Source organism: Pseudomonas fortuita (assembly GCF_026898135.2).
In the GTDB taxonomy this organism is placed as follows: Bacteria; Pseudomonadota; Gammaproteobacteria; order Pseudomonadales; family Pseudomonadaceae; genus Aquipseudomonas; species Aquipseudomonas fortuita.
This window is the reverse complement of the sequence record NZ_CP114035.2, coordinates 1,914,712-1,933,491: the sequence shown is the minus strand read 5'-3', so window position 1 is coordinate 1,933,491 and position 18,780 is coordinate 1,914,712. Positions and strand designations below refer to the sequence as shown.

The 18,780-nt window shown below is 57.9% G+C and carries 18 protein-coding genes; 9 read left to right on the top strand and 9 right to left on the bottom strand.

All coding sequences use genetic code 11. The features are described from left to right. Positions 1-26 precede the first annotated feature (26 nt). From OZ911_RS08890 to OZ911_RS08875, 4 genes are all read left to right on the top strand, one after another. Entirely contained in the window at positions 27-686 is a 660-nt protein-coding gene (locus OZ911_RS08890) for a carbonic anhydrase (protein ID WP_031311695.1), read from the top strand. A 26-nt stretch (positions 687-712) separates the two neighbouring features. Beyond that, positions 713-1,183, top strand: a complete 471-nt coding sequence (gene cynS, locus OZ911_RS08885; protein ID WP_023047166.1) for a cyanase — start codon at positions 713-715, stop codon at positions 1,181-1,183. 63 nt (positions 1,184-1,246) lie between these two features. Next, positions 1,247-1,504, top strand: a complete 258-nt coding sequence (locus OZ911_RS08880; protein WP_031311697.1) for a DUF2790 domain-containing protein — start codon at positions 1,247-1,249, stop codon at positions 1,502-1,504. A gap of 47 nt (positions 1,505-1,551) precedes the next feature. Beyond that, on the top strand, positions 1,552-2,775 hold the full coding sequence (locus OZ911_RS08875; protein WP_023047168.1) for an amidohydrolase family protein: 1,224 nt from the start codon (positions 1,552-1,554) through the stop codon (positions 2,773-2,775). Positions 2,776-3,031: 256 nt separating this feature from the next. Here the strand turns inward: OZ911_RS08875 and OZ911_RS08870 are convergent, their stop codons facing one another. The 3 genes from OZ911_RS08870 to OZ911_RS08860 all read right to left on the bottom strand — a co-directional run bounded on the left by OZ911_RS08870 (position 3,032) and on the right by OZ911_RS08860 (position 4,915). After that, positions 3,032-3,739: an anti-sigma factor gene (locus OZ911_RS08870; RefSeq protein ID WP_023047169.1), complete on the bottom strand. Its 708-nt coding sequence runs from the start codon at positions 3,737-3,739 to the stop codon at positions 3,032-3,034. Next, on the bottom strand, positions 3,736-4,278 hold the full coding sequence (locus OZ911_RS08865) for a sigma-70 family RNA polymerase sigma factor (protein WP_031311700.1): 543 nt from the start codon (positions 4,276-4,278) through the stop codon (positions 3,736-3,738). Before OZ911_RS08865 ends, OZ911_RS08870 begins: the two co-directional genes overlap by 4 nt. Before the next feature lie 109 nt (positions 4,279-4,387). Next, on the bottom strand, positions 4,388-4,915 hold the full coding sequence (locus tag OZ911_RS08860) for a DUF3455 domain-containing protein (protein WP_023047171.1): 528 nt from the start codon (positions 4,913-4,915) through the stop codon (positions 4,388-4,390). A 216-nt stretch (positions 4,916-5,131) separates the two neighbouring features. Here OZ911_RS08860 and OZ911_RS08855 point away from each other — a divergent pair, with 216 nt between their 5' ends. The 5 genes from OZ911_RS08855 (at position 5,132) to OZ911_RS08835 (ending at position 11,833) form a co-directional block, all read left to right on the top strand. Further along, positions 5,132-5,533 (top strand): GFA family protein, encoded by a 402-nt coding sequence (locus OZ911_RS08855; RefSeq protein WP_082422023.1) that lies wholly within the window; start codon positions 5,132-5,134, stop codon positions 5,531-5,533. Between the two features lie 73 nt (positions 5,534-5,606). Beyond that, complete coding sequence (locus tag OZ911_RS08850) at positions 5,607-6,134, top strand: sigma-70 family RNA polymerase sigma factor (protein WP_019472810.1); 528 nt, start codon at positions 5,607-5,609, stop codon at positions 6,132-6,134. Continuing rightward, the gene (locus tag OZ911_RS08845; RefSeq protein ID WP_070086728.1) at positions 6,131-7,072 is read left to right on the top strand and encodes a FecR domain-containing protein; all 942 of its coding nucleotides are present in this window, start codon (positions 6,131-6,133) and stop codon (positions 7,070-7,072) included. The genes OZ911_RS08850 and OZ911_RS08845 overlap by 4 nt, the downstream gene beginning before the upstream one ends. A gap of 99 nt (positions 7,073-7,171) precedes the next feature. Continuing rightward, complete coding sequence (locus OZ911_RS08840) at positions 7,172-9,697, top strand: TonB-dependent siderophore receptor (protein ID WP_023048481.1); 2,526 nt, start codon at positions 7,172-7,174, stop codon at positions 9,695-9,697. An 879-nt stretch (positions 9,698-10,576) separates the two neighbouring features. Then, complete coding sequence (locus OZ911_RS08835; RefSeq protein WP_268968637.1) at positions 10,577-11,833, top strand: ATP-binding protein; 1,257 nt, start codon at positions 10,577-10,579, stop codon at positions 11,831-11,833. Positions 11,834-12,276: 443 nt separating this feature from the next. Here the strand turns inward: OZ911_RS08835 and OZ911_RS08830 are convergent, their stop codons facing one another. The 6 genes from OZ911_RS08830 to OZ911_RS08805 all read right to left on the bottom strand — a co-directional run bounded on the left by OZ911_RS08830 (position 12,277) and on the right by OZ911_RS08805 (position 18,730). Then, complete coding sequence (locus OZ911_RS08830; RefSeq protein WP_268968636.1) at positions 12,277-12,981, bottom strand: hypothetical protein; 705 nt, start codon at positions 12,979-12,981, stop codon at positions 12,277-12,279. Then, entirely contained in the window at positions 12,981-14,162 is a 1,182-nt protein-coding gene (locus tag OZ911_RS08825) for an AAA family ATPase (protein ID WP_268968635.1), read from the bottom strand. The genes OZ911_RS08830 and OZ911_RS08825 overlap by 1 nt, the downstream gene beginning before the upstream one ends. 189 nt (positions 14,163-14,351) lie before the next feature. After that, on the bottom strand, positions 14,352-14,906 hold the full coding sequence (locus OZ911_RS08820) for a lysis system i-spanin subunit Rz (RefSeq protein WP_268968634.1): 555 nt from the start codon (positions 14,904-14,906) through the stop codon (positions 14,352-14,354). Beyond that, a complete protein-coding gene (locus OZ911_RS08815) occupies positions 14,906-15,457 on the bottom strand; it encodes a glycoside hydrolase family 19 protein (protein WP_268968633.1) in 552 nt (183 codons plus the stop codon). The genes OZ911_RS08820 and OZ911_RS08815 overlap by 1 nt, the downstream gene beginning before the upstream one ends. Positions 15,458-15,513: 56 nt before the next feature. Further along, a complete protein-coding gene (locus OZ911_RS08810) occupies positions 15,514-16,293 on the bottom strand; it encodes a hypothetical protein (RefSeq protein ID WP_268968632.1) in 780 nt (259 codons plus the stop codon). 4 nt (positions 16,294-16,297) lie between these two features. Further along, on the bottom strand, positions 16,298-18,730 hold the full coding sequence (locus OZ911_RS08805) for a hypothetical protein (RefSeq protein ID WP_268968631.1): 2,433 nt from the start codon (positions 18,728-18,730) through the stop codon (positions 16,298-16,300). Positions 18,731-18,780: the final 50 nt, after the last annotated feature.

Below are 18,780 nucleotides of genomic sequence, written 5' to 3'. Positions count from 1 at the left end.
ACATCGCGTCATTCAAGGAGTCAACCATGAAAGACATCATCGACGGGTTTCTGAAGTTCCAGAAAGAGGCCTACCCCGAGCGCGTCAAACTGTTCAAGGATTTGGCCAGCCAGCAAAGCCCACGTGCACTGTTCATCTCATGCTCCGACAGCCGCCTGGTGCCCGAGCTGGTCACCCAGCGCGAACCCGGAGACCTGTTCGTCATCCGCAATGCAGGCAACATCGTGCCGTCCTACGGCCCCGAGCCTGGAGGTGTATCGGCCTCGGTCGAATACGCCGTGGCGGCCTTGCAGGTTTCTGACATCGTCATCTGCGGCCACTCCGACTGCGGTGCCATGACGGCCATCGCCACCTGCAAATGCCTGGACCACATGCCCGCAGTGGCCGGTTGGCTGCGCTACGCCGACTCGGCCCGCGTGGTAAACGAAGCCCGCAACCATTTCGGCCCGCAGGCCAAAGTCGAAGCCATGGTGCGCGAAAACGTGATCGCCCAGCTTGCCAACATCCAGACCCACCCCTCGGTGCGCCTGGCCCTGGAAGAAGGCCGCGTGACATTGCATGGCTGGATCTACGACATCGAAAGCGGGCTGATCGAGGCCTTCGATGGCAGTACCGGCACCTTCGTATCCCTCGCCCACAACCCCGAAGTACACGCCGTTTCCCATCAACCCAAGCGTGTTGCCTGAACATCTTTCAACCAAGGAGAAACACCATGATCCAATCGCAAATCAACCAGAACGCCCGCCTTGCCCTGAGCGAAGTCATCCTTCTGGCCAAAGCCCGCAAAGACCTGTCGTTCTCCCAGATCACCGAGGGTACCGGCTTGTCCGAAGCGTTCGTCACCGCTGCACTGTTGGGCCAGCACCCGCTGCCAGCGAGCGCTGCCCAGGTGGTGGGCGACAAGCTCGGCCTCGACGCGGACGCCATCGCACTGCTGCAGACAGTGCCACTGCGCGGCAGCATTCAAAACGGTATCCCGACCGACCCCACCATCTACCGCTTTTACGAGATGTTGCAAGTGTACGGCACCACCTTGAAGGCGCTTGTTCATGAAAAGTTCGGCGACGGCATCATCAGTGCCATCAATTTCAAGTTGGACATCAAGAAAGTCGAAGACCCCGAGGGTGGCTCGCGCGCGGTAATCACCCTGGATGGCAAATACCTGCCCACCAAACCGTTCTGATTTGGCTGACACATGGGTTCGGCCGCAATTTTGCGGCCGAGCCACAACCTGAAGGTGATCAAATTGAAAGCGTTGTTCGCATTGATACTAAGCGGGCTGTGCAACGTGGCCATGGCTGCCGGCGTTGAGCAACAGGTCGACCCGCTGCCGGTTGAACAGTACAGCTATGGCCAGCACCTCGATATCGCTCGCGTCATTTCCATGAGCGAAGTGCCGGATGTTTGCCAGGTAGTGCCTGCTCGCATGACGTACGAAGACTCCCAAGGCAAAGAGCATGTGCTTGAGTACCGCGTGATGGGCAATGGTTGCTCGAATAATTGAGCCCGGCCTTCGTAGCGCAACAGCACTCACTATGAGGACTGAAGTTGATGGACCTGATATTTCGAAGTGTACGCATTGACGATGCCCAGCCACTGGTAGATGTGGCTGTGCGAGCAGGCAAAATCGCCGAGATCGCGCAACACATCGACATCACGGCAGAGCACGAAGTGCAAGGCCACGGCAAAGTGCTGGTTGCCGGGTTTGTCGAAGGCCACCTGCACCTTGAAAAAGCTTACGTCATGCAGCGCAAAGCCAATCGCTCCGGCACCTTGAAGGAAGCGATAGCCGTCACTGCCGAACTGAAGCCCACACTGACCCGTGAAGATATCCGCGAACGTTCGATCCAGGTACTGCGCGCACTGGTGCAGGCCGGTACCACGCACGTGCGTGCCCACGCCGAATTCGACCCCGCCCAGGGCTTCACGGGGCTCGAAGTGGTGCTGGAGTTGCGCGAGCAGTTCCGCGAGGTGATCGACATCCAGGTCGTAGCCTTTCCGCAAGAAGGCATTCTCAAGCTGCCTGGCATGCAGGCCATGATGACCCAGGCAATGGAGATGGGGGCCGATGTGGTGGGCGGCATTCCCTACAACGACGAGTCACCGCTGGAGCACATTGATTTCGTCTTTGATTTGGCCAAGCGCTATGGCAAAGACATCGACTTGCACCAGGATTTCGCCGATGACGCCGAGCACATGACCATTGAATACGTGGCACGTCGAACCATTGCCGAAGGCTACCAGGGGCGGGTCTGCGTGGGGCATCTGACCAGCCTGGCCGCCGTCTCGCCTGCGCGACAGGCGCAGGTCATTGCGTTGCTACGCGAGGCCGACATCAGCGTGATGTGCCTGCCTGCCACCGACCTGCACCTGGGAGCCCGGGGTGACAGTCACAATGTAAGGCGCACCCTGACACCTGTACGTGCGCTGCGCGACGGCGGTGTGACGGTTTGCCTGGCCACCAACAACATCCGGAACGCCTTCACCCCGTATGGCACAGGCGACCTGCTGCACATTGCACAAATGGCCATTCCCGCGTGCCACTTGGGCGGCGCGGATGATCAAGCCACCGTGTTGTCGATGCTCACGACAAACCCTGCCAAAGCCTTGGGCTTGAAACACTACGGTTTGGCGGTGGGCAATGATGCCGACCTGGTGATGATGGATTGCCGTGCTGTGGCCGATGTCATTCTCGACCTGCCGACACGGCTTATGGTGCTCAAGCGCGGCAGGGTGGTGGCAACGGCTGAGCATCGTCGGTCAGTCGCATTTTGAGGCCATCGGGGAGATTCCTATCGCAGCCTCACCCTGCGTCTCCCAGGCCATTACGCGAAGCCTTTTCTATCCATCTCCGATACTGGCGAGTACGCACGGCCATGGAGAGCTGTTGCAGGATCAGCGCGCCCGCTGATCTTCGCCAGTTCACCTATCCTCGTAGCCCACTTGGAAAATGCTAGCGACCTTGAGTTGACTTTAAACCTGGAATCATCGGTCGGCCAAGCCACTGCGTATCACCTGTGCCCTGTCTGGCTCATATTACCTTCACCGCGCGGCCAATGAACTTCACTGGGCCCGTTGGTGCACCCGTGGGTGAGCCCCCCGCCTTCTCAAGGGTCAGCTCGAACAACTGGTTGGGCTCAAGCTCAGGCAAACGCCTCAACGGCACGCGGTACTGCTCGCCAGGTTTGACCAGCCCCAACGAAACAGGTGCGCGCCACTGCTCGCCCTTGGTCCAGAACTGCAAGGTCATGCCTTCGGGCACATCGTCCAGGCCAAGCGGGATCAGTTCGATCATGCTCGCATCGTTGGCTTGCACGACCCACCCCGGGGCCTGGCCCGACGGCGCTACCAGCACCACCATGTAGGTGGTCACAGGTGGCGCCTTGGTCAATAGCGCAAAGGCCAGCAGCAAGCTCGCCGCAAGCCCCGCAGCGCTCAGCCCCTGCCACAGTCCAAGGCGCTGCCAACCGGCAGTGCGTTGGCGCCTGGGCGGGTTGGCCTGCGCCAGGCTTCGCTCGATTCGGCCCCACAGGCGGCGGCTTGGCGTGACGGGCTCAACCCGCGTAGCCAGTTCGAGCAGGCGGGCCTCCCATGCGTCCACTGCGGCACGTACGGCCGGCTCCGACGCCAACCGCACCTGCATGGCAGCACGCTGTTCGCCGCTCAAGGTGCCCAGTACGTACTCGGCTGCAAGGTCGTCCAGCTGCTCGGCGCTGTCATCACCAGGGGTCGGCTTCATGTCATGCACTCTCGCAGGGCCTTCAGGCTTCGCTTGATCCATGCCTTCACAGTGCCCAGCGGCGCCCCCAGCAGGGTTGCAATTTCGGCATTGCTGCAACCGTCCACATACGCGTGCAGGATGCAGCGCCGGGGAGCGGGTTGCAGTCGCTCAAGGCAGCGATAGATTTTCGCCGAGCCTGACCACAGTTGCAGGTCGTCCAATTCCGGGCTTGCAGTTGCGATCATGCCAGGCTCGTCCAGCTCGGTTTCCCAGCGGCTGTCTCGCACGCAGTTCAGCGCCAGGTGACGGGTGATGCTGTAGACCCAGCCCCGGGCAGACCCGCGCGATGGGTCATAGCTGGCTGCATGTGTCCAGATACGGACAAAGGCATCGTGAACGATATCCTCCGCGCTCGCCTGGTCGCGGGCAATGCGCCGCGCCACACCCAGTAAACGGCCCCCCTCCTGCTCATAGAGCGCCTGCAAGGCGTGGCGGTCTCCTTGAGCACAAGCAGCAAGACAGCCCTCGAAATCAAAGGGAAGCACAGGCGAATTCAAAATGGGGTCGTTCCTTCGTCATGAAACCTGGACGGTGCCCTGGCTTACCAGCTTGGGGCACCTCCAGCAGCGTAGATGATCAATCGCTGGTGTGCTGCTCAAGCCCTGATCATTTGGCTGACCAGAACACGTAGTCCGCCTGGTACTTGACGACCTGCTGCGCCCCTTTGCTCTGCGCTGTGCAGTCCATCGAAGGCGCTACTCCCCCGCGCGTCGCCACGCGCTGGATGTAACTGACCCCTTGCATTGCACCCTTGCCCTCGGCAGGGTTGGCCTTGACCAGTTGATACGGAATGTCCCCTTTGGCGGCCGGGGCTACGGCAAGCTGGGTACCGGTCACTTTCGAACCGTCCTTGGCCTGCCAGGTGGCCGGAGGACCAAAATAGTCACCCACAGGCTTGCCGCTACGATCGCTCAGGACCGCCTTGGGGCCGACGAAAACCCACTCCATCTGGCCTGGCGCACTGGCCTTGTCGCGGCATTCGTAGGTGATCTCACCGACACCGACGGTTTCCAGCATGATGGCGTGGCCGTCGGGAACCTTGATTGCGTCCGGGACGCCCGACTGGGCATGGGCGGCGCCAGATGCAAGTACGAGGCAGGCAGCGAGCAGGGAGAAAGCGGGCTTGATGATCATGGGGCGAACTCCGTAAGGGTCTGGGGTCAGGCAATCATCGACTGCCTGATAAGAACTACCCATCGGGTGCCGTTCTGGATGCACCGGCTGAAAAATAATTTTGCATGCTCATTATCGATACCGTGCGGACACCGAAGCAGGTGTGCAGGCGTGCCACGGTCGACTGATCCCGCCGGGGCGGTTACGCTGGCGTTTTCCACCTGCACGGAAGCGCCAGTGAAAGAGGCATACCAAGGAAGCTGCTTGTGCGCAGCGGTCAGTTACCTGCTGCTTACCCCGCCAAAAGCTGTGAGCCACTGCCATTGCAGCCAATGCCGCAAAGGGCACGGGGCAGCATTCGCTTCATACGGCAGTGTTCCGCGCAGCATGCTGCGTATCCTTCGTGGCGCCACCAGTATCAAGACCTATGCGTCTTCGCCGAGGGTGATGCGGGAATTTTGCGTAGAGTGCGGCTCGACCTTGTTCTGGTCACGCTCCGAAGGTGAGTTTGCCGACTGGGTTTCGATAGCCCTGGGCACGCTTGATACGCCATTCCTGCCCAAGAAGCAGCAACACCTGCACGTTGATTCTGCTGCCCCTTGGTACGGGCCCTGCAGCTCAGCTCCTCAAAATCACTGACATTGCAAAGCATCCTGATAGCCCTATAATTGCGATCAATTCTTATCCGCACTTTATAATCAGGAAGATCCAGGTGCCCTACCCGCAGCCGCCCGCATCAGCCCGGCATGATGAGATGCATGCCCTGTACCGCGACCACAGCCAATGGCTGCAAGGCTGGATTCGCCGGCGCCTGGGTAATGCAGACCGGGCGGCCGATATTACCCAGGACACCTTTCTGCGTCTGATCAGCAGCGCGCTACGCCAGCCGTTGGCAGAGCCTCGCAGCTTTCTGGCCACCGTGGCGCGGCGGGTGATGATCGACCAGCTGCGCCGACGCAACCTTGAGCAAGCCTACCTGGAGTTCCTCGGCAGCCAGCCGGTACTCGAAGAGTGCTCGCCCGAGCAACGCCTGCTGATGCTGGAAACCTTGATGCAATTGAACGCCATGCTCGACGGGCTGGGCCAGAAAGTGCGCGATACCTTCCTGTACGTGCAACTGGATGGCCTGACCTACCCAGAGGTCGCACAGCGCCTCGGTGTGTCTGTCAGCTCGGTGACGAAGTACATGGCCAAGGCCACCGAACGTTGCCTGCTGTTCGCTTTCGATGCGCAACTGTGAGCCCCTCCGACCAGCGCCAGGCCCTGCGCGAAGCGGCACACTGGCATGCGCGCTTTCTCGCCGCACCTGACTGCCCGCAAAACCGGGCACAGTGGCAAGCCTGGCTCGAGCAGTCACCCTTGCACGGTTGGGCCTGGGGGCGCCTGGAGCAGTTGCAGGCAGGCCTGGCCGGCGTGCATGGCCCGCTGGCAAGGCACACCCTTGCCGCAGGCCAGATCGGGACGGGACGGCGTACGGTGCTCAAGACGCTGGTGCTGGGTATGGGGCTGGCTGGGGTAGCCTGGACGGGCTACCGCAACGCCCCTGTCTGGTTGGCCGATGTGCGTACGGCGACCGGCGAACGCCGCAGCCTGACCCTGCAGGACGGCACGCGGCTGACGCTCAATACCGCCTCTGTCGTCGATATCCGCTGTAGCACAGAGCAACGCCTGATCGTCCTGGTCGGGGGAGAAATCGCCATACGCACTGCCAGCGACCCGCGTCCGCTGCGCGTGCGCACGGTGCATGGCGAGATGCGTGCCCTGGGCACTGATTTCACCGTGCGCCTGCGTGCCGACTGCACCGAGCTGTCCGTTATCGAACACGCCGTGGCGGTGCGCAACGCTGCGAGCGCCCGCGAGGTGCGGGTTGACGCAGGGATGGCCCTGGCCTTCGACAACGGCCCGCTGCCCGAGCCACGCCCAGCCGACCTGGCTCGCACCGCGTGGCGCGAGGGGCAGCTGGTGCTCGACGGCTGGCCGCTGCGCCGCGCCTTGGCCGAACTGCAGCGCTACCGCCCCGGCGTGCTGAGTTGCAGTGACGACGTGGCCGGGCTGCGCCTGGCTGGGGTGTATCCACTGGACGACACCGACCGCGCCCTGGTGGCGATCGCCGAGGCGCTACAACTGAAGATCAGCACTTGGACGCGCTACTGGGTCAGGCTGATGCCTGCCACGTAATGGCGACGGGTGAAAATATTATCAGCCGCATTGTCGGATTGGCCTCTCTCGTTCGAGCTCTCCTGCAAACCGCCCAAACAGGCATTTGAAGGAGCTGTCATGCCTATAACAACAAGCTGCCCATACCCGCGCCGAAAACACCTCACGTCCCTGCTGCTTGGCAGCGCCATCGCACTGCATACCGGGCTGCTGGCCCCGCTGCTGTCGACGAGCGCCCAGGCCCAAGCGCAACAGGCCAGCCGCGTCTACGATATCGCCCCAGGGCCGTTGATGACGACTTTGAACCGCTTCGCCCGCGAGGCCGGGGTGCTGCTGTCGTTCGATGCGGCGCTAACCCAGGGTCGGCAGAGCAGCGGGCTGCACGGCCGCTTCAATATCGAACAGGGGTTTGCCCAACTGCTGGCCGGTAGTGGGCTGCAGGCCCAGCGGGTGGGCAACGACTATGTGCTGGTGAGCCAGGTGGATGCTGGTTCGGCACTGCAACTGGGCGCAACCAGCATCACGGGTGAAGGTTTGGGCCTGACCACCGAGGGAAGCGGCTCCTACACCACCGGCGAAACGGCCGCCGCCACACGCCTGAACCTGAGCCTGCGCAAAACCCCGCAGTCGATCAGCGTGGTCACCCGCCAACAGATGGACGACCAGAACCTGCAAAGTGTTTCCGAAGTGCTGAAGCAAACGCCCGGTGTCACGGTCAACCAGGAAAGCTCCGAAGCCTTTACCTTCTACTCGCGCGGTTTCAAGCTGGATAACTACCAGTTCGATGGTGTGCCCAGCCTGTCCTCCGACGGCGGCTCATTGCGCGACAACTACAGCATCGGCAACAGCCTGGTCTACGACCGGGTCGAAGTACTGAAGGGCGCAACCGGCCTGGTCAACGGCGCCGGCAACCCCTCTGGGGTCATCAACCTGGTGCGCAAGCGCCCCACTGCCGCACTGCAGGGCCGTATCGGCGCAGGCGCCGGGTCCTGGGACAAATACCAGGCCGACTTCGACCTTGCCGGCCCGTTGACCGACAGCGGTAATGTCCGTGGCCGCATGGTCGCTGGCACCCAATCCCGGCACAGTTACGTCGAGTACCTGACCGGCGAGCAGAACACCTTCTATGGCGTGCTGGAAGCCGACCTCAGCGAGAACACCTTGTTCACGCTTGGCTACGACGTGCAGAAAAACTACGACAACGGCAGCACCACCGGCGCACTGCCCGCGTTCTTTCTCGATGGCCGTACGGTCAAGTTCGACCGTGACACCAACGCCGCCGACCGCTGGACCTGGCGCAATCAGGAAACCCAGCGCGCCTTTGCAGAACTTGCCCACACCTTCGATAACGACTGGGTACTCAAGGGCGTACTCAGCAGCCGTGATTACCGCTCGCGCGAGCTGATCTCGGGCATCAGCAGCGAGGCCATTCAGGCAGACGGCAGCATTTCTCATGGCTTTGTCGGCGGCAACATCGACCCCGAAACCGGCGCCGTGAACAACAACGGCACCGCGAGCAAATTCAACACCACCAGCAAGGAAAAAGGCCTGGACCTGTATGCTCGCGGCCCGTTCTCGCTGGGTGGACGCGTGCATGAAGCCGTGTTCGGCTACAGCATCGCCCACACCAAATCAACCTCCAAGCGTGATGATGGTGTGACCAATGGCGTCATCGACGATGTATTCCAGTGGGACGGCTACGGCGATACCCCAACCAACTTCGAATGGTGGTCCACCTTCGATATCGAGGCGCGGCAGAAGGTGGGCTTTGCGGCAACCATCCTGAAACCTACCGACGCGCTGGCCGTTATCCTGGGGGCACGGATCGTCGACTACAAATGGGACATCGACACGATCAACGCCATCGGTCGCCGCCTCCCGGCCAGCGCCACCAACTCCAGCGAAATCGTGCCTTACGCTGGCGTCACCTACGACCTGGACCGGTACCACACCGTGTATGCCAGCTACACCGACGTGTTCAAACCCCAGGCGTATAGCCTCGGCGCGGACGGCAAGCCTATCGACCCACTTACCGGTGCAAGCTATGAAATCGGTATCAAAGGCGCCTACTTCGAAAACCGCCTGAATGCCAGCCTGGCCCTGTTCGAGCTGAAGCAGGACAACTTCGCTGTGCTCACCGGCGGCACCACGCCAAGTGGCGGCAGCGCCTACCGGGCGGCGCAAGGCGTCACCACCCGCGGCGTCGAGCTGGAAGTAAACGGCGAGCTGATGAAGGACCTGCAAGTGATGGCGGGCTACACCTTCGCCGAATCCCACGATGCTGATGACCAGCGCGTGGCAACCAACCAACCGCAGCATCTGCTCAAGCTGGCGACCAACTACCGCCTGCAGGGCGATTGGCACAAGTTCACCGTGGGCGGCAATGCATATTGGCAGAGTGCGACCTTCTTCAAGCCAAGCGATGAGGACTGGTACGCGATCGACGACTCGGCTGCCAAGTTTGAACAGAAGTCCTATGCGCTGGTGGGGTTGGTGGGTGGCTATGACTTTACCCGCAATCTGAAGGCAACCCTTAACGTCAACAACCTGTTCGACAAGCACTACTACAGTGGCATTAGCAACTACGGGACGGTTTTCTGGGGGGCGCCGCGTAACCTGATGGTCAATGTGAAGTACAGCTTCTAGGGAATTGCCTGGCACCTCACGAAGCCCCGGCGCCACCACGCCGGGGACAGGGTCTATCTAGCCAGCGCTGCTGGCGCCGGACGAACTGGGTATCGGCGGCGGGTCGGTAGGCAGTGCCGAGGTCGTGCGCCTTGGCCTGCCCGCTTGATGCGCCCTAGCGCAAGGACAACATCATTGTCAGCGGAGACAAATCGGGACACGGCGACGGTTCCGACACATATAGCTAACGTCCACACGCGTGTATTGGGCCTCAGACGGAACACTCGGCCTGTTTCCAGACGGATACCAAGCTCTCTTGGTAAACTAGCCGACACCCCGGGCAAACGCAGATCCTTTTTGTTGCCAGCATTTGCTAATGCCGCCCCTGCAATTTGCTGCTACGCCCTAAAATCCAGCATTCGGTACCGAAAACGTTGAACGATATGACCGCTAATACAGGCTCTAGCCCAACAACCACGCGCCCTGAGCCGTCACGCCGCTTCAGCGTTGCACCGATGATGGATTGGGGCCACTCATCCTAAAGGCCTTTAATTGCAAGGCCTACAGAGCGCCCTTCAGCTTCTTGTACCATTTTTGTACCATTCGTTTATGCCCGAGCTGCTCATTCCCCCAGGCAGAGCAAGCGCAGCCCTACTGAGGGCATAGGGATTTGAACCCGCCCAACCTGCGCAACAGGCCGCATCCGACCAGCAAAATAGGCATTTTTAGCAGGGTAACGCGGCCTGCCGTGGCTTATAGAGCCCCGAATCTGCCCTAATTTTGCCCTAAAAGTACTGAGGCCTAGCAGCTAGCCAACGGTTGAAAATCCTCTCATAACCGTGCATCGTCCGCCGTCTACAATGTCTCCACAAGCGCAGCTACGTCATGCACGGACAGCACATGAAAGCAAGAGATATTTTCACCCCAGGCCGCTTCCCCAGCTACACGTTTGTAGATGATCATCTAGTGACCAAACGGGAGGCGTTAGAAAACGCCCTTGACACCGGATCGCTGCTGATATCTGTCTCCGGCCCCTCGAAGTCAGGAAAGACCGTCTTCATTGAAGAGGCGATCGGCAAGGACAAGATCGTTCAGGTGACTGGTGCAGGCATCAATTCCGTAGATTCGCTATGGAAGCGCGTTTTTGATCTGCTAGGCACTGAAATACCTCTCACCCAGACAAAATCTGCCTCTTCGACCAATGGTTTTTCAGCAAAGGGAAGCGCTAGCGGTAACATTTTTGTTGCCAAAGCGGGCGCCGAACTGGCAGCCAACCATGCCTCAACCGATTCAGACGCCATCACTACGAGCTTGGCGGTTGACTATCTGCAGTTGCTGATCCAGGAATTAGCAGACCAAGACTTTACCGTTTTCATTGACGACTTCCACTACATTCCCAGAGATGTGCAATCGGAAATCGCGAAACAGATCAAAGAAGCTATTCGCAGCAACGTAAAATTCATCGTTGCATCAGTTCCCTACCACGCGGACGATGTCATACGAAGCAACCCTGATCTGCGCGGTCGCATCGTTTCCATCGATTTCGGTTATTGGGACACCAAGCTTCTGGAGAAAATCGCGCAGAAAGGCTTCGCGGAGCTTGGCATTACATGCGACGCATCCATGATCAAGGTACTGGCCGACCAAGCTGCCGGCTCACCTCAACTGATGCAGTATCTCTGCCTGAACTCTTGCTACGCGACAGGTGCAAGAGAAAAGATGGACACGACTCACATAATTCCCAACGATCAAAGCCTGCTTGAGCGTATCTGTAAAAGCACTGTCCTCTCAACCGATTATAGCTCTGTCGTTGATAAGATGATGGAGGGACCACGGGTACGTGGATCTGACCGTATCAGTCACGCACTGAAGGATGGTAGCCACGGCGACGTTTACTCATTGCTTATCAAATGCCTTGCCATCGACCCTCCTCAGCTGACCCTACGTTATGATGATCTTGTGCTACGGGTCAGGTCTCTATGCGTGTCTCAAACTCCAAGTGGATCGAGCATAACGGGTGCATGCAGTCACATGGCGAAGATCGCTAATGACTCCGCCGGGGAGAACATTATTGAATGGGACGGTGAAAACGACGTACTAGACATCCGGGATCCTTACCTTCTTTTCTACATTCGATGGGGTGAGATTTTTAGCTGATAGGACCTAGGACAGGTCATGCTCATACATACCCCGATCGTGCTGCAGTAGGAACAGGAAAAGGCGCCCAACCCCTTAATTACTGGGGATCGGGCGCCTTTTCGCCTTCGAGCGCGGGCATTTGCATTGGCATAGATTGGTATTAAATGGCGTGCGGTTTGCCCCATTCTTGCCCCAAGAACAGAGCCAGATCCGCCCACTGAGGCCGAGCCGCGAACTGCACTAAGCCTACTTACACTTGGGATAGGGATTTGCCCCCCGAGAATCTCAATAGGCATCCAGGAGGCTAGCATCAACGGCTTCTACTGAGTTGACGGATGCCTGCATAGGCCTACCGCGCCCCAGGGTTTGCCCTAAATTTACCCTAAAAATCTCCTACCGAGGATGCGCATGGATGAGTAAGCTCAACCATACCTGACATCCTCGGACTGTTGGATCAGAACTCACTCTGCTGAGGAAGGAAACAAAACAGTTTCTAGACCGCTTAAAAAGCAATCCAGTGACTTTGAAATACCCCGAACGGAAAGATACATATTTTCATAGTTTATATATGAAACCAACCGGTGCGTATCCCCTTCCCTCTTTCGATAACGAATATCGGCGAGAGCATATATTTCCTTCAACTTGCCAGCCGGATGCCTAACTTCAGTCTCGGCACTTTCCTCTTCAGGATTGAATCCCGACTCCTTACTTATGTAAGAAACACTCAACTTAGAGTCAAGCTTTTCGAAATGCGTGAACTCATTCAAAAACCAAGCCTCTACCTCTCCCACAGCCAAGAATATCTTGATATTCTCCCCTAAGTCAGCCAAACCTTTATCCAAGCCAGCTTGAAACCTATCCAAATCCTCAATAGGCTTAGGGTATAAATCTTGCAAACCTAGAATTGCTTCGAAACCTTTCGCAAACAACAGCGACTTACGCTCAAGAATAGAGGTTTTAACTCCATCTCCGCAGCAGTTAACCAGCATAACAAAGACATCTGCGACTTCAGGTGAGGCGCCTTCTTCTCGCAATTTGCTGTAAGCCCCACCTCGGTGCAACCATAATTCTATGGCAACGTTACCATAACCTGCCACTTCCGTTATCAAACGACTAACAAAATGAAGTTCCGTTTGTCCTTCGACAAAAATTGCAATCTTCCTCATCAAGAATCTTCCTTGACGTAATGATCACCCGAGAAGAAATCGAAATTGCTTAACCCCGAGTATGAGAACTCATCGAAGATATCCTTTGAGTTTTCATAGTTAATCGAAGAAACCAATGCTCCTTTTCGCGACAGAACAGTCCAGTGCTCTAGCGGCACGTAATTCATTACATACCTATCATTAGATGACATAATGATCTGAATTTTATATTTCTTAGACTCTTCCACAAGCAACCCGATGAGCTTTCGTGCTCGCTCGTGATCAAGCCCCTCTCCAATGTCATCAATTAATATTAAAGGAGAGTCTCCTAACTGCACATCCCTGCCAGCACACGCATGTCTAGTCCAAAGTATATTGGCATAAAACTGAATTAGCAAAGCGAGCGCCCGATACATCCCTTGAGACAGGCCGGCCTGGTTGACGAAGCATCGTACACCAGTTTCCTTTACCGCGATTGCCAGAGGTACCATACCGTTGAAGTTGAACTCAGAAATTGGCGACAACTGAATATCATCAATCTGGTAACCGATATCGCCCATGCCATCAATGACAAGTTTCTTGAATTCTTCTTTAAATTTCCCGGCGGTATTCAGGTATACGCCAGAAACGTTGTCTGACATGACGCTACATTCAAGCTTCATCGTTGGATCATCAGGTACCGTCGGCCCACCTGTAAAATTCGTCTTACCAAACTCCGATCCAAACCTGTAAATACATACCCCTTTAGCCCAACCCTGCAAAGCTCCAAATTGTGGATGCTGAATAGGGTCACTCCTCACCACCGCCATTAGTTGATTTTGATCAACCTTGTAATTTACTTTGGCGCCATTTTTTTTGACTATAAAGCCGTTCCCCGATTCATCTCGCTTTAAAATAGTTTCAGATTTTATTCGGAAAAACTCATTTTGAATTACGCCATCCTCTATATGCAGATGATAATCCTGTTTTTCCTTGGACGCCCCAACCTCCCTGACAAATCTAGCCTGCCAATGACCGGCTGAAAATATACCAACACGACCTGCAAGCTGAGACGCCAAGGCGTGGATTATACTTATAACCCGCGATTTTCCGCTAGAGTTCTTTCCAACTATTAAATTAATCTGACCAAACTCAATCTTTTCAACCTCCCAACTAGCGGGCTTAAACTTTAACTCTTCGTAACTTATAGATTTTATATACATTTGACCCCTCCTTGTCCCAAATACAAACGCTATCATAAAGCCATCACGACTTCAATATTGACTCACTCATCCGCATCTTGAGCATATAGATTTCAATCGCTTTAGCAAAAAGTCCTAGCGTTTATGGGAGTGCTGGCAGGCTATGCCGATCAAGCTGAGCGCCGCTGCACGCTCCCAGCTCATTGAGTCTCACCTGATAACTTCACGCACGTAGGCCTGACAAGCCTGCAACGCGATTAGTCCTCTATCGCCGTAGTCGGTGATGCTGATAATTCTCCGAGCATGCGCTCCGTCAAGTTTGGCGTGTACGGCTCCATGAACCACACCTCCGGTGCCGGTGGTTTCTCGCAGCCCACCGTCACAACCCTGGGCGGCAAGGGAGCTGGCGTCGAGAAGGACTGACAAGCGCAGGTCAGCAGTAGCAAGCTGGTCACGCAGGCGATCCTGAGTGCTTTTGGCATTTTTCATTTCCTTCCAATAGGTCTGCCCCTGCTCCTGCAGGCGGCTTTCCAGGTCGCTACGCCGATTACGTTCGGCCACCAGTTGCTCAAGCGCCGCATCTGCAGCAGCCTCACGTTCGCGGCCATAGGCACGATCTTTTTCCGCCAACTGCCGACCATAGTCCGCAGCTTGGGTTGCCAGCTGGCCCCCGTAGGCGTTGGCCTGCCACAACCAGGTACCGCGACTTCCCAAGGCGAAGCCCAGCAGCAACGCCAGACATGCCAGACGCCAATCCAGCGTCATCACTGCAACACCTCAAGTGCCCGCTTGTAGATGGCCTTGCGATCATCCAGGCCATTGGTACCACCGTTGATGCGCTTGGTGATGGTCAAGATGTCGCCCTTGTCGGCCAAGCTGTTGAGGCCCTCCTTCTGCCAGAACCAGCCCGCCGACATCGATGCGTAGACCGGATGCTCGAGCAGCTCAGGAGTGTTGAGGAGCCGGCTGTCTCCGAACAGCGCTTCGCTGCAGGCTTCGTAATTGGACCGCCCCGTTACCTGGATGAGGCCGCGTCCTCGATAAAGCTGGCCATCTCCATCAGCAACAGGCGTATTGCCCAATCGCTCAGCCAACCGGCCGATGTCGTACTTCGACAGGTACTTGTCATTTCCAAGCTCGCGCACGTACTGCAGCTGGCCCGACTCGTGCCCGATCTGGGCAAGGAACGCAGCCATGCGCAGGCGCGTGACGATGGCGTACTTGCCCATGGTTGCGTTGAGGGCAGGAACAAAAACGCCGGCTTTGCGGCCGGCGTTCGGGAGGATCTGCAGCAGTTGCCGCTCTGTAATTGGCATTTAGTCTTCTCCAGGCACAAAAAAGCCCGCACTGGGCGGGCTGTCTACAGGAATGATCACGCTGCTGCCGCAGCCTCGAAGAGCATGTTTTCAAACGCCGTGAGGTCTCCACCCTCCAAGGCCTTGTACTCGAACGCCGCGAATGCGTTGGTTGTGAACGCACGCGGAACTACGTCGCGCCCGGTACCAGCCACTCGCACCGCGCCCATGGTCAGCTCCTTCAGCAGCTTGATGGTCTTGACCAGGTTGTTGGTATACGACCAAACCTCGGTGCCGTTGTAGCGGATGCTGATTTTGCCTGCGACCCGATCAAAGACGATGACGATAACAGTGAGCCTGTCGGCGGCAAGCCGTGTTGGCCAGGTTGCAGAAACAGTTTCTGCTACGGCAATGGTGCCGAAGTACACAGAGACGAGCCCGGTACCGCTGGAATTGGAGTAAAGGCCCCATGGCGCAGGTACCGAGGTGTTTGCAGCCGCCTCGCTGATGCTGCCGAATGAGGCGTGCAGATCGAATACGCCGCCAACAGTAAATGAGCCGTCAGTATCAAACCCTGGCATGTTCAGGGCCTGAGCCAGGGCTGTGATTTTGTAGCCCTTCTTACCGTTGACCATGTTGACGAAGTGCGCCCCAGGCTGCGATACCCCGTAGCTTGGAATGGTTGCATCTGTCACTCGGTCACGCACTACACCCTTGGAAACGTCCCAGTCGAACAGACCCGGCCAGTGCTTGAGCCCCTGAATATTGGAAACGGCAATTTCGGCCTCAGACACGTCGAGTTTTGGCATGCCTGGAACCGAGGCGGAGCCGGGGAAAATCAGAATCGAACGAGCCATATTTTCAAATCTCCAAAGCGGTCGAGAAAGCGCAAAGCCAGTTGTAGAGCGGCTTCATGTCATAGCGCGAGAAGTCGCGATGATCGTTGTCACGGATGCAGCCACGTCGCCCGTTGCCGGTTTGCGGCGACCCCAGCGTTGGCTGCAGGGCGTAAGTCAGGACGGCGCCGGCGGCAATGGCTGCAGTCGCGGTGATCACGATTGAAACGCCGTCACGACCAAGAGCCACGGCGGCGATGGTGCCGGCCGACAGCTGGAACCCGTAGTTGCCAGGGTCACTAACGATGGTCGTGTCGATCGCCAGATTCCCAATGGGGCCGGACGTGCCCGCATTGCCGTTGGGGAGATTGTTCAGCTGCAGCGTGATCGTTGCCCCCGACACGGCTGCCGAAATGACCTTGAGTGGCTGCCACTTGCCGCTGATCTGGGTCAGTCGCTCGGCGCGGGCTTCCAACTCACCCATCTTCATGTAACCGGGTCCTTGCATGTGGTAGGTGTCGAAGTAGGGGTAGGCATACTTCGGCCCGACCATCACAACGTATGGGTTTTCGTTATGGGCCTGCAGTTGCGCTAATGGAATCGCAGGGATAGTTCCGGTTTCACCGGTCAGCATCTGCGAGATAAACGCAACCGGAGGCACCGCCTGCGCCGTGATCGCGACGATGTCTGCGCGGTAGTCGCTGATCCACTCGCCCAGCATCGCCACGTACTCAGCCTGGGTGGTGTCGCGCTGGCTTTCTCCGTGCACGATCGAGATGCTCGGCACCACATAGTCAAGGCCCATCGCAGTAGCGATGGCTTTGGCGGTCGTAATTTGCGACATCGCATCGGTGTAGGTCTTGGTGCCCTTCTTCACCCCGGCGTATGGGGTACCGCCCAGCGCTGACACGCTGTACAGCATCTGCGGGGCCACCGATGTCATCCGTTCGTGCCATTTTCGCATTGCCAGCATGTAGGAGGTTGCGGGTGTTTCTGCGGTAACCCCAGCCACGTACTCGCGTACCGGCTCAAATGCCGTAGTCCCTTCCCATGCGGCTGGACGAGGACCGCCGCTGAGCGTCCACAGCTTGTCGGCGTAGCCCGGCGGCGCCAGGGGAGAGAACAAGTTTCCGCGTATGCCGTTGATGACATACTCGCCGTTAGGGTCGGGAAAAATCCCACGAGAGCCAAGGGCAAGACTCTGGCCGGTGGACAGCTTGTGGATCAGCACCTTGCCATCGCGGAAGATTCGACCATCTTGAGTGATGGTATAGGGCACCAGCCCGCCGCTGGTCAGCTTGAGCGCCCTGATAACGTCGAAGTCGACGCACTGCGCAGCGAACCACTCGCCATCCTGTGTGACCTGCTTGGCACCGTCCGGGCCATAGGACCATACCTGGCCGGCACTGATAGCAGCGTATCGCTTAGGTGCAGGCTTCTGACCCTGCTCATCGATCAGCTTGGCGTCATAGGTTATGACGGGAGCTTCCGGGGTGACCGATGCACGCGACTCCAGCATCACCGAGTTGCCAGAAACCAGCACCACGTCAGAGTCGTAGTTTCGGCTTCTTGGCCGCACCAGCGAGAGCATAGGAACAATGGGCGTTTTCCCAAGCATCGGCACCGTACCTTGGCTCTCTGAAGGGCCACGCGGTAGTTTCTGGTGTACTCCGAATAACACCTGAGCCTCCCCCGCTCCGAAGATCAGCGGGGCATCGCCGCTGATCTTGCCGCGCGGGCGATTCTTTCGGCTGACCAACATACGCAGCATGTCGATATCGGTATCCAGAGCCATCTGCCGAGATGGCTTGACCCAGGCCTGCTCTGCCGCAAACCACCGATAGAAGCCATTCAGCGCTTTGGTGGGATCATTTTGCACCCAGGCGAGCGTGCCATCATGCTTCGGCTTCACTGCTACCATGAGGGCGTAGGTCGCAAAGTATCGGTTGCCAAACCCATCAACGACTTCGACCGCGAGCTGGGCGCTACTCGCAGCTGCTTCTGCACTGGTACTTGCCAAAGACGTTTTATCTGCCACCTGTTGGGCCAGAACGCTGACAGTCTCGGCATGCTCGGCGGTGACCTGCTCCGAGATACCGGCAGCGATCTGGCTTTGAGAGGCCGCTTGCTGACTTGCATTGGCCGACACCCGACTGGCCTCAGCAAACTCCGCAGAGGCAGCAGCGGAATCCTTGGCGCCTTCAGCAACTGCGCTATCGGCGGCGACTTGCTCACGCGCTTGCTCAACCGCCAGAGCGCTAACAGCGACCAGCTCCGATTTGGCAGCCACGGATGCCGATTGAGTTCCAACCTGGGCGGCGTTGGCATCCACCTGAGCAGCCAGGGACCTCACCTCTACCAGGTCGTCTTTGGTGGAGTCTCGGGCCTCTTGGATTTGCCCCATCATCTGTACTGCTGCGTCGATCTCAGCCCCTGTATGGGCACTATTGAAAGGCATGGGATTTCTCCGGGCACAAAAAAACCGCCTTCTGGCGGTTCTGGATGAAT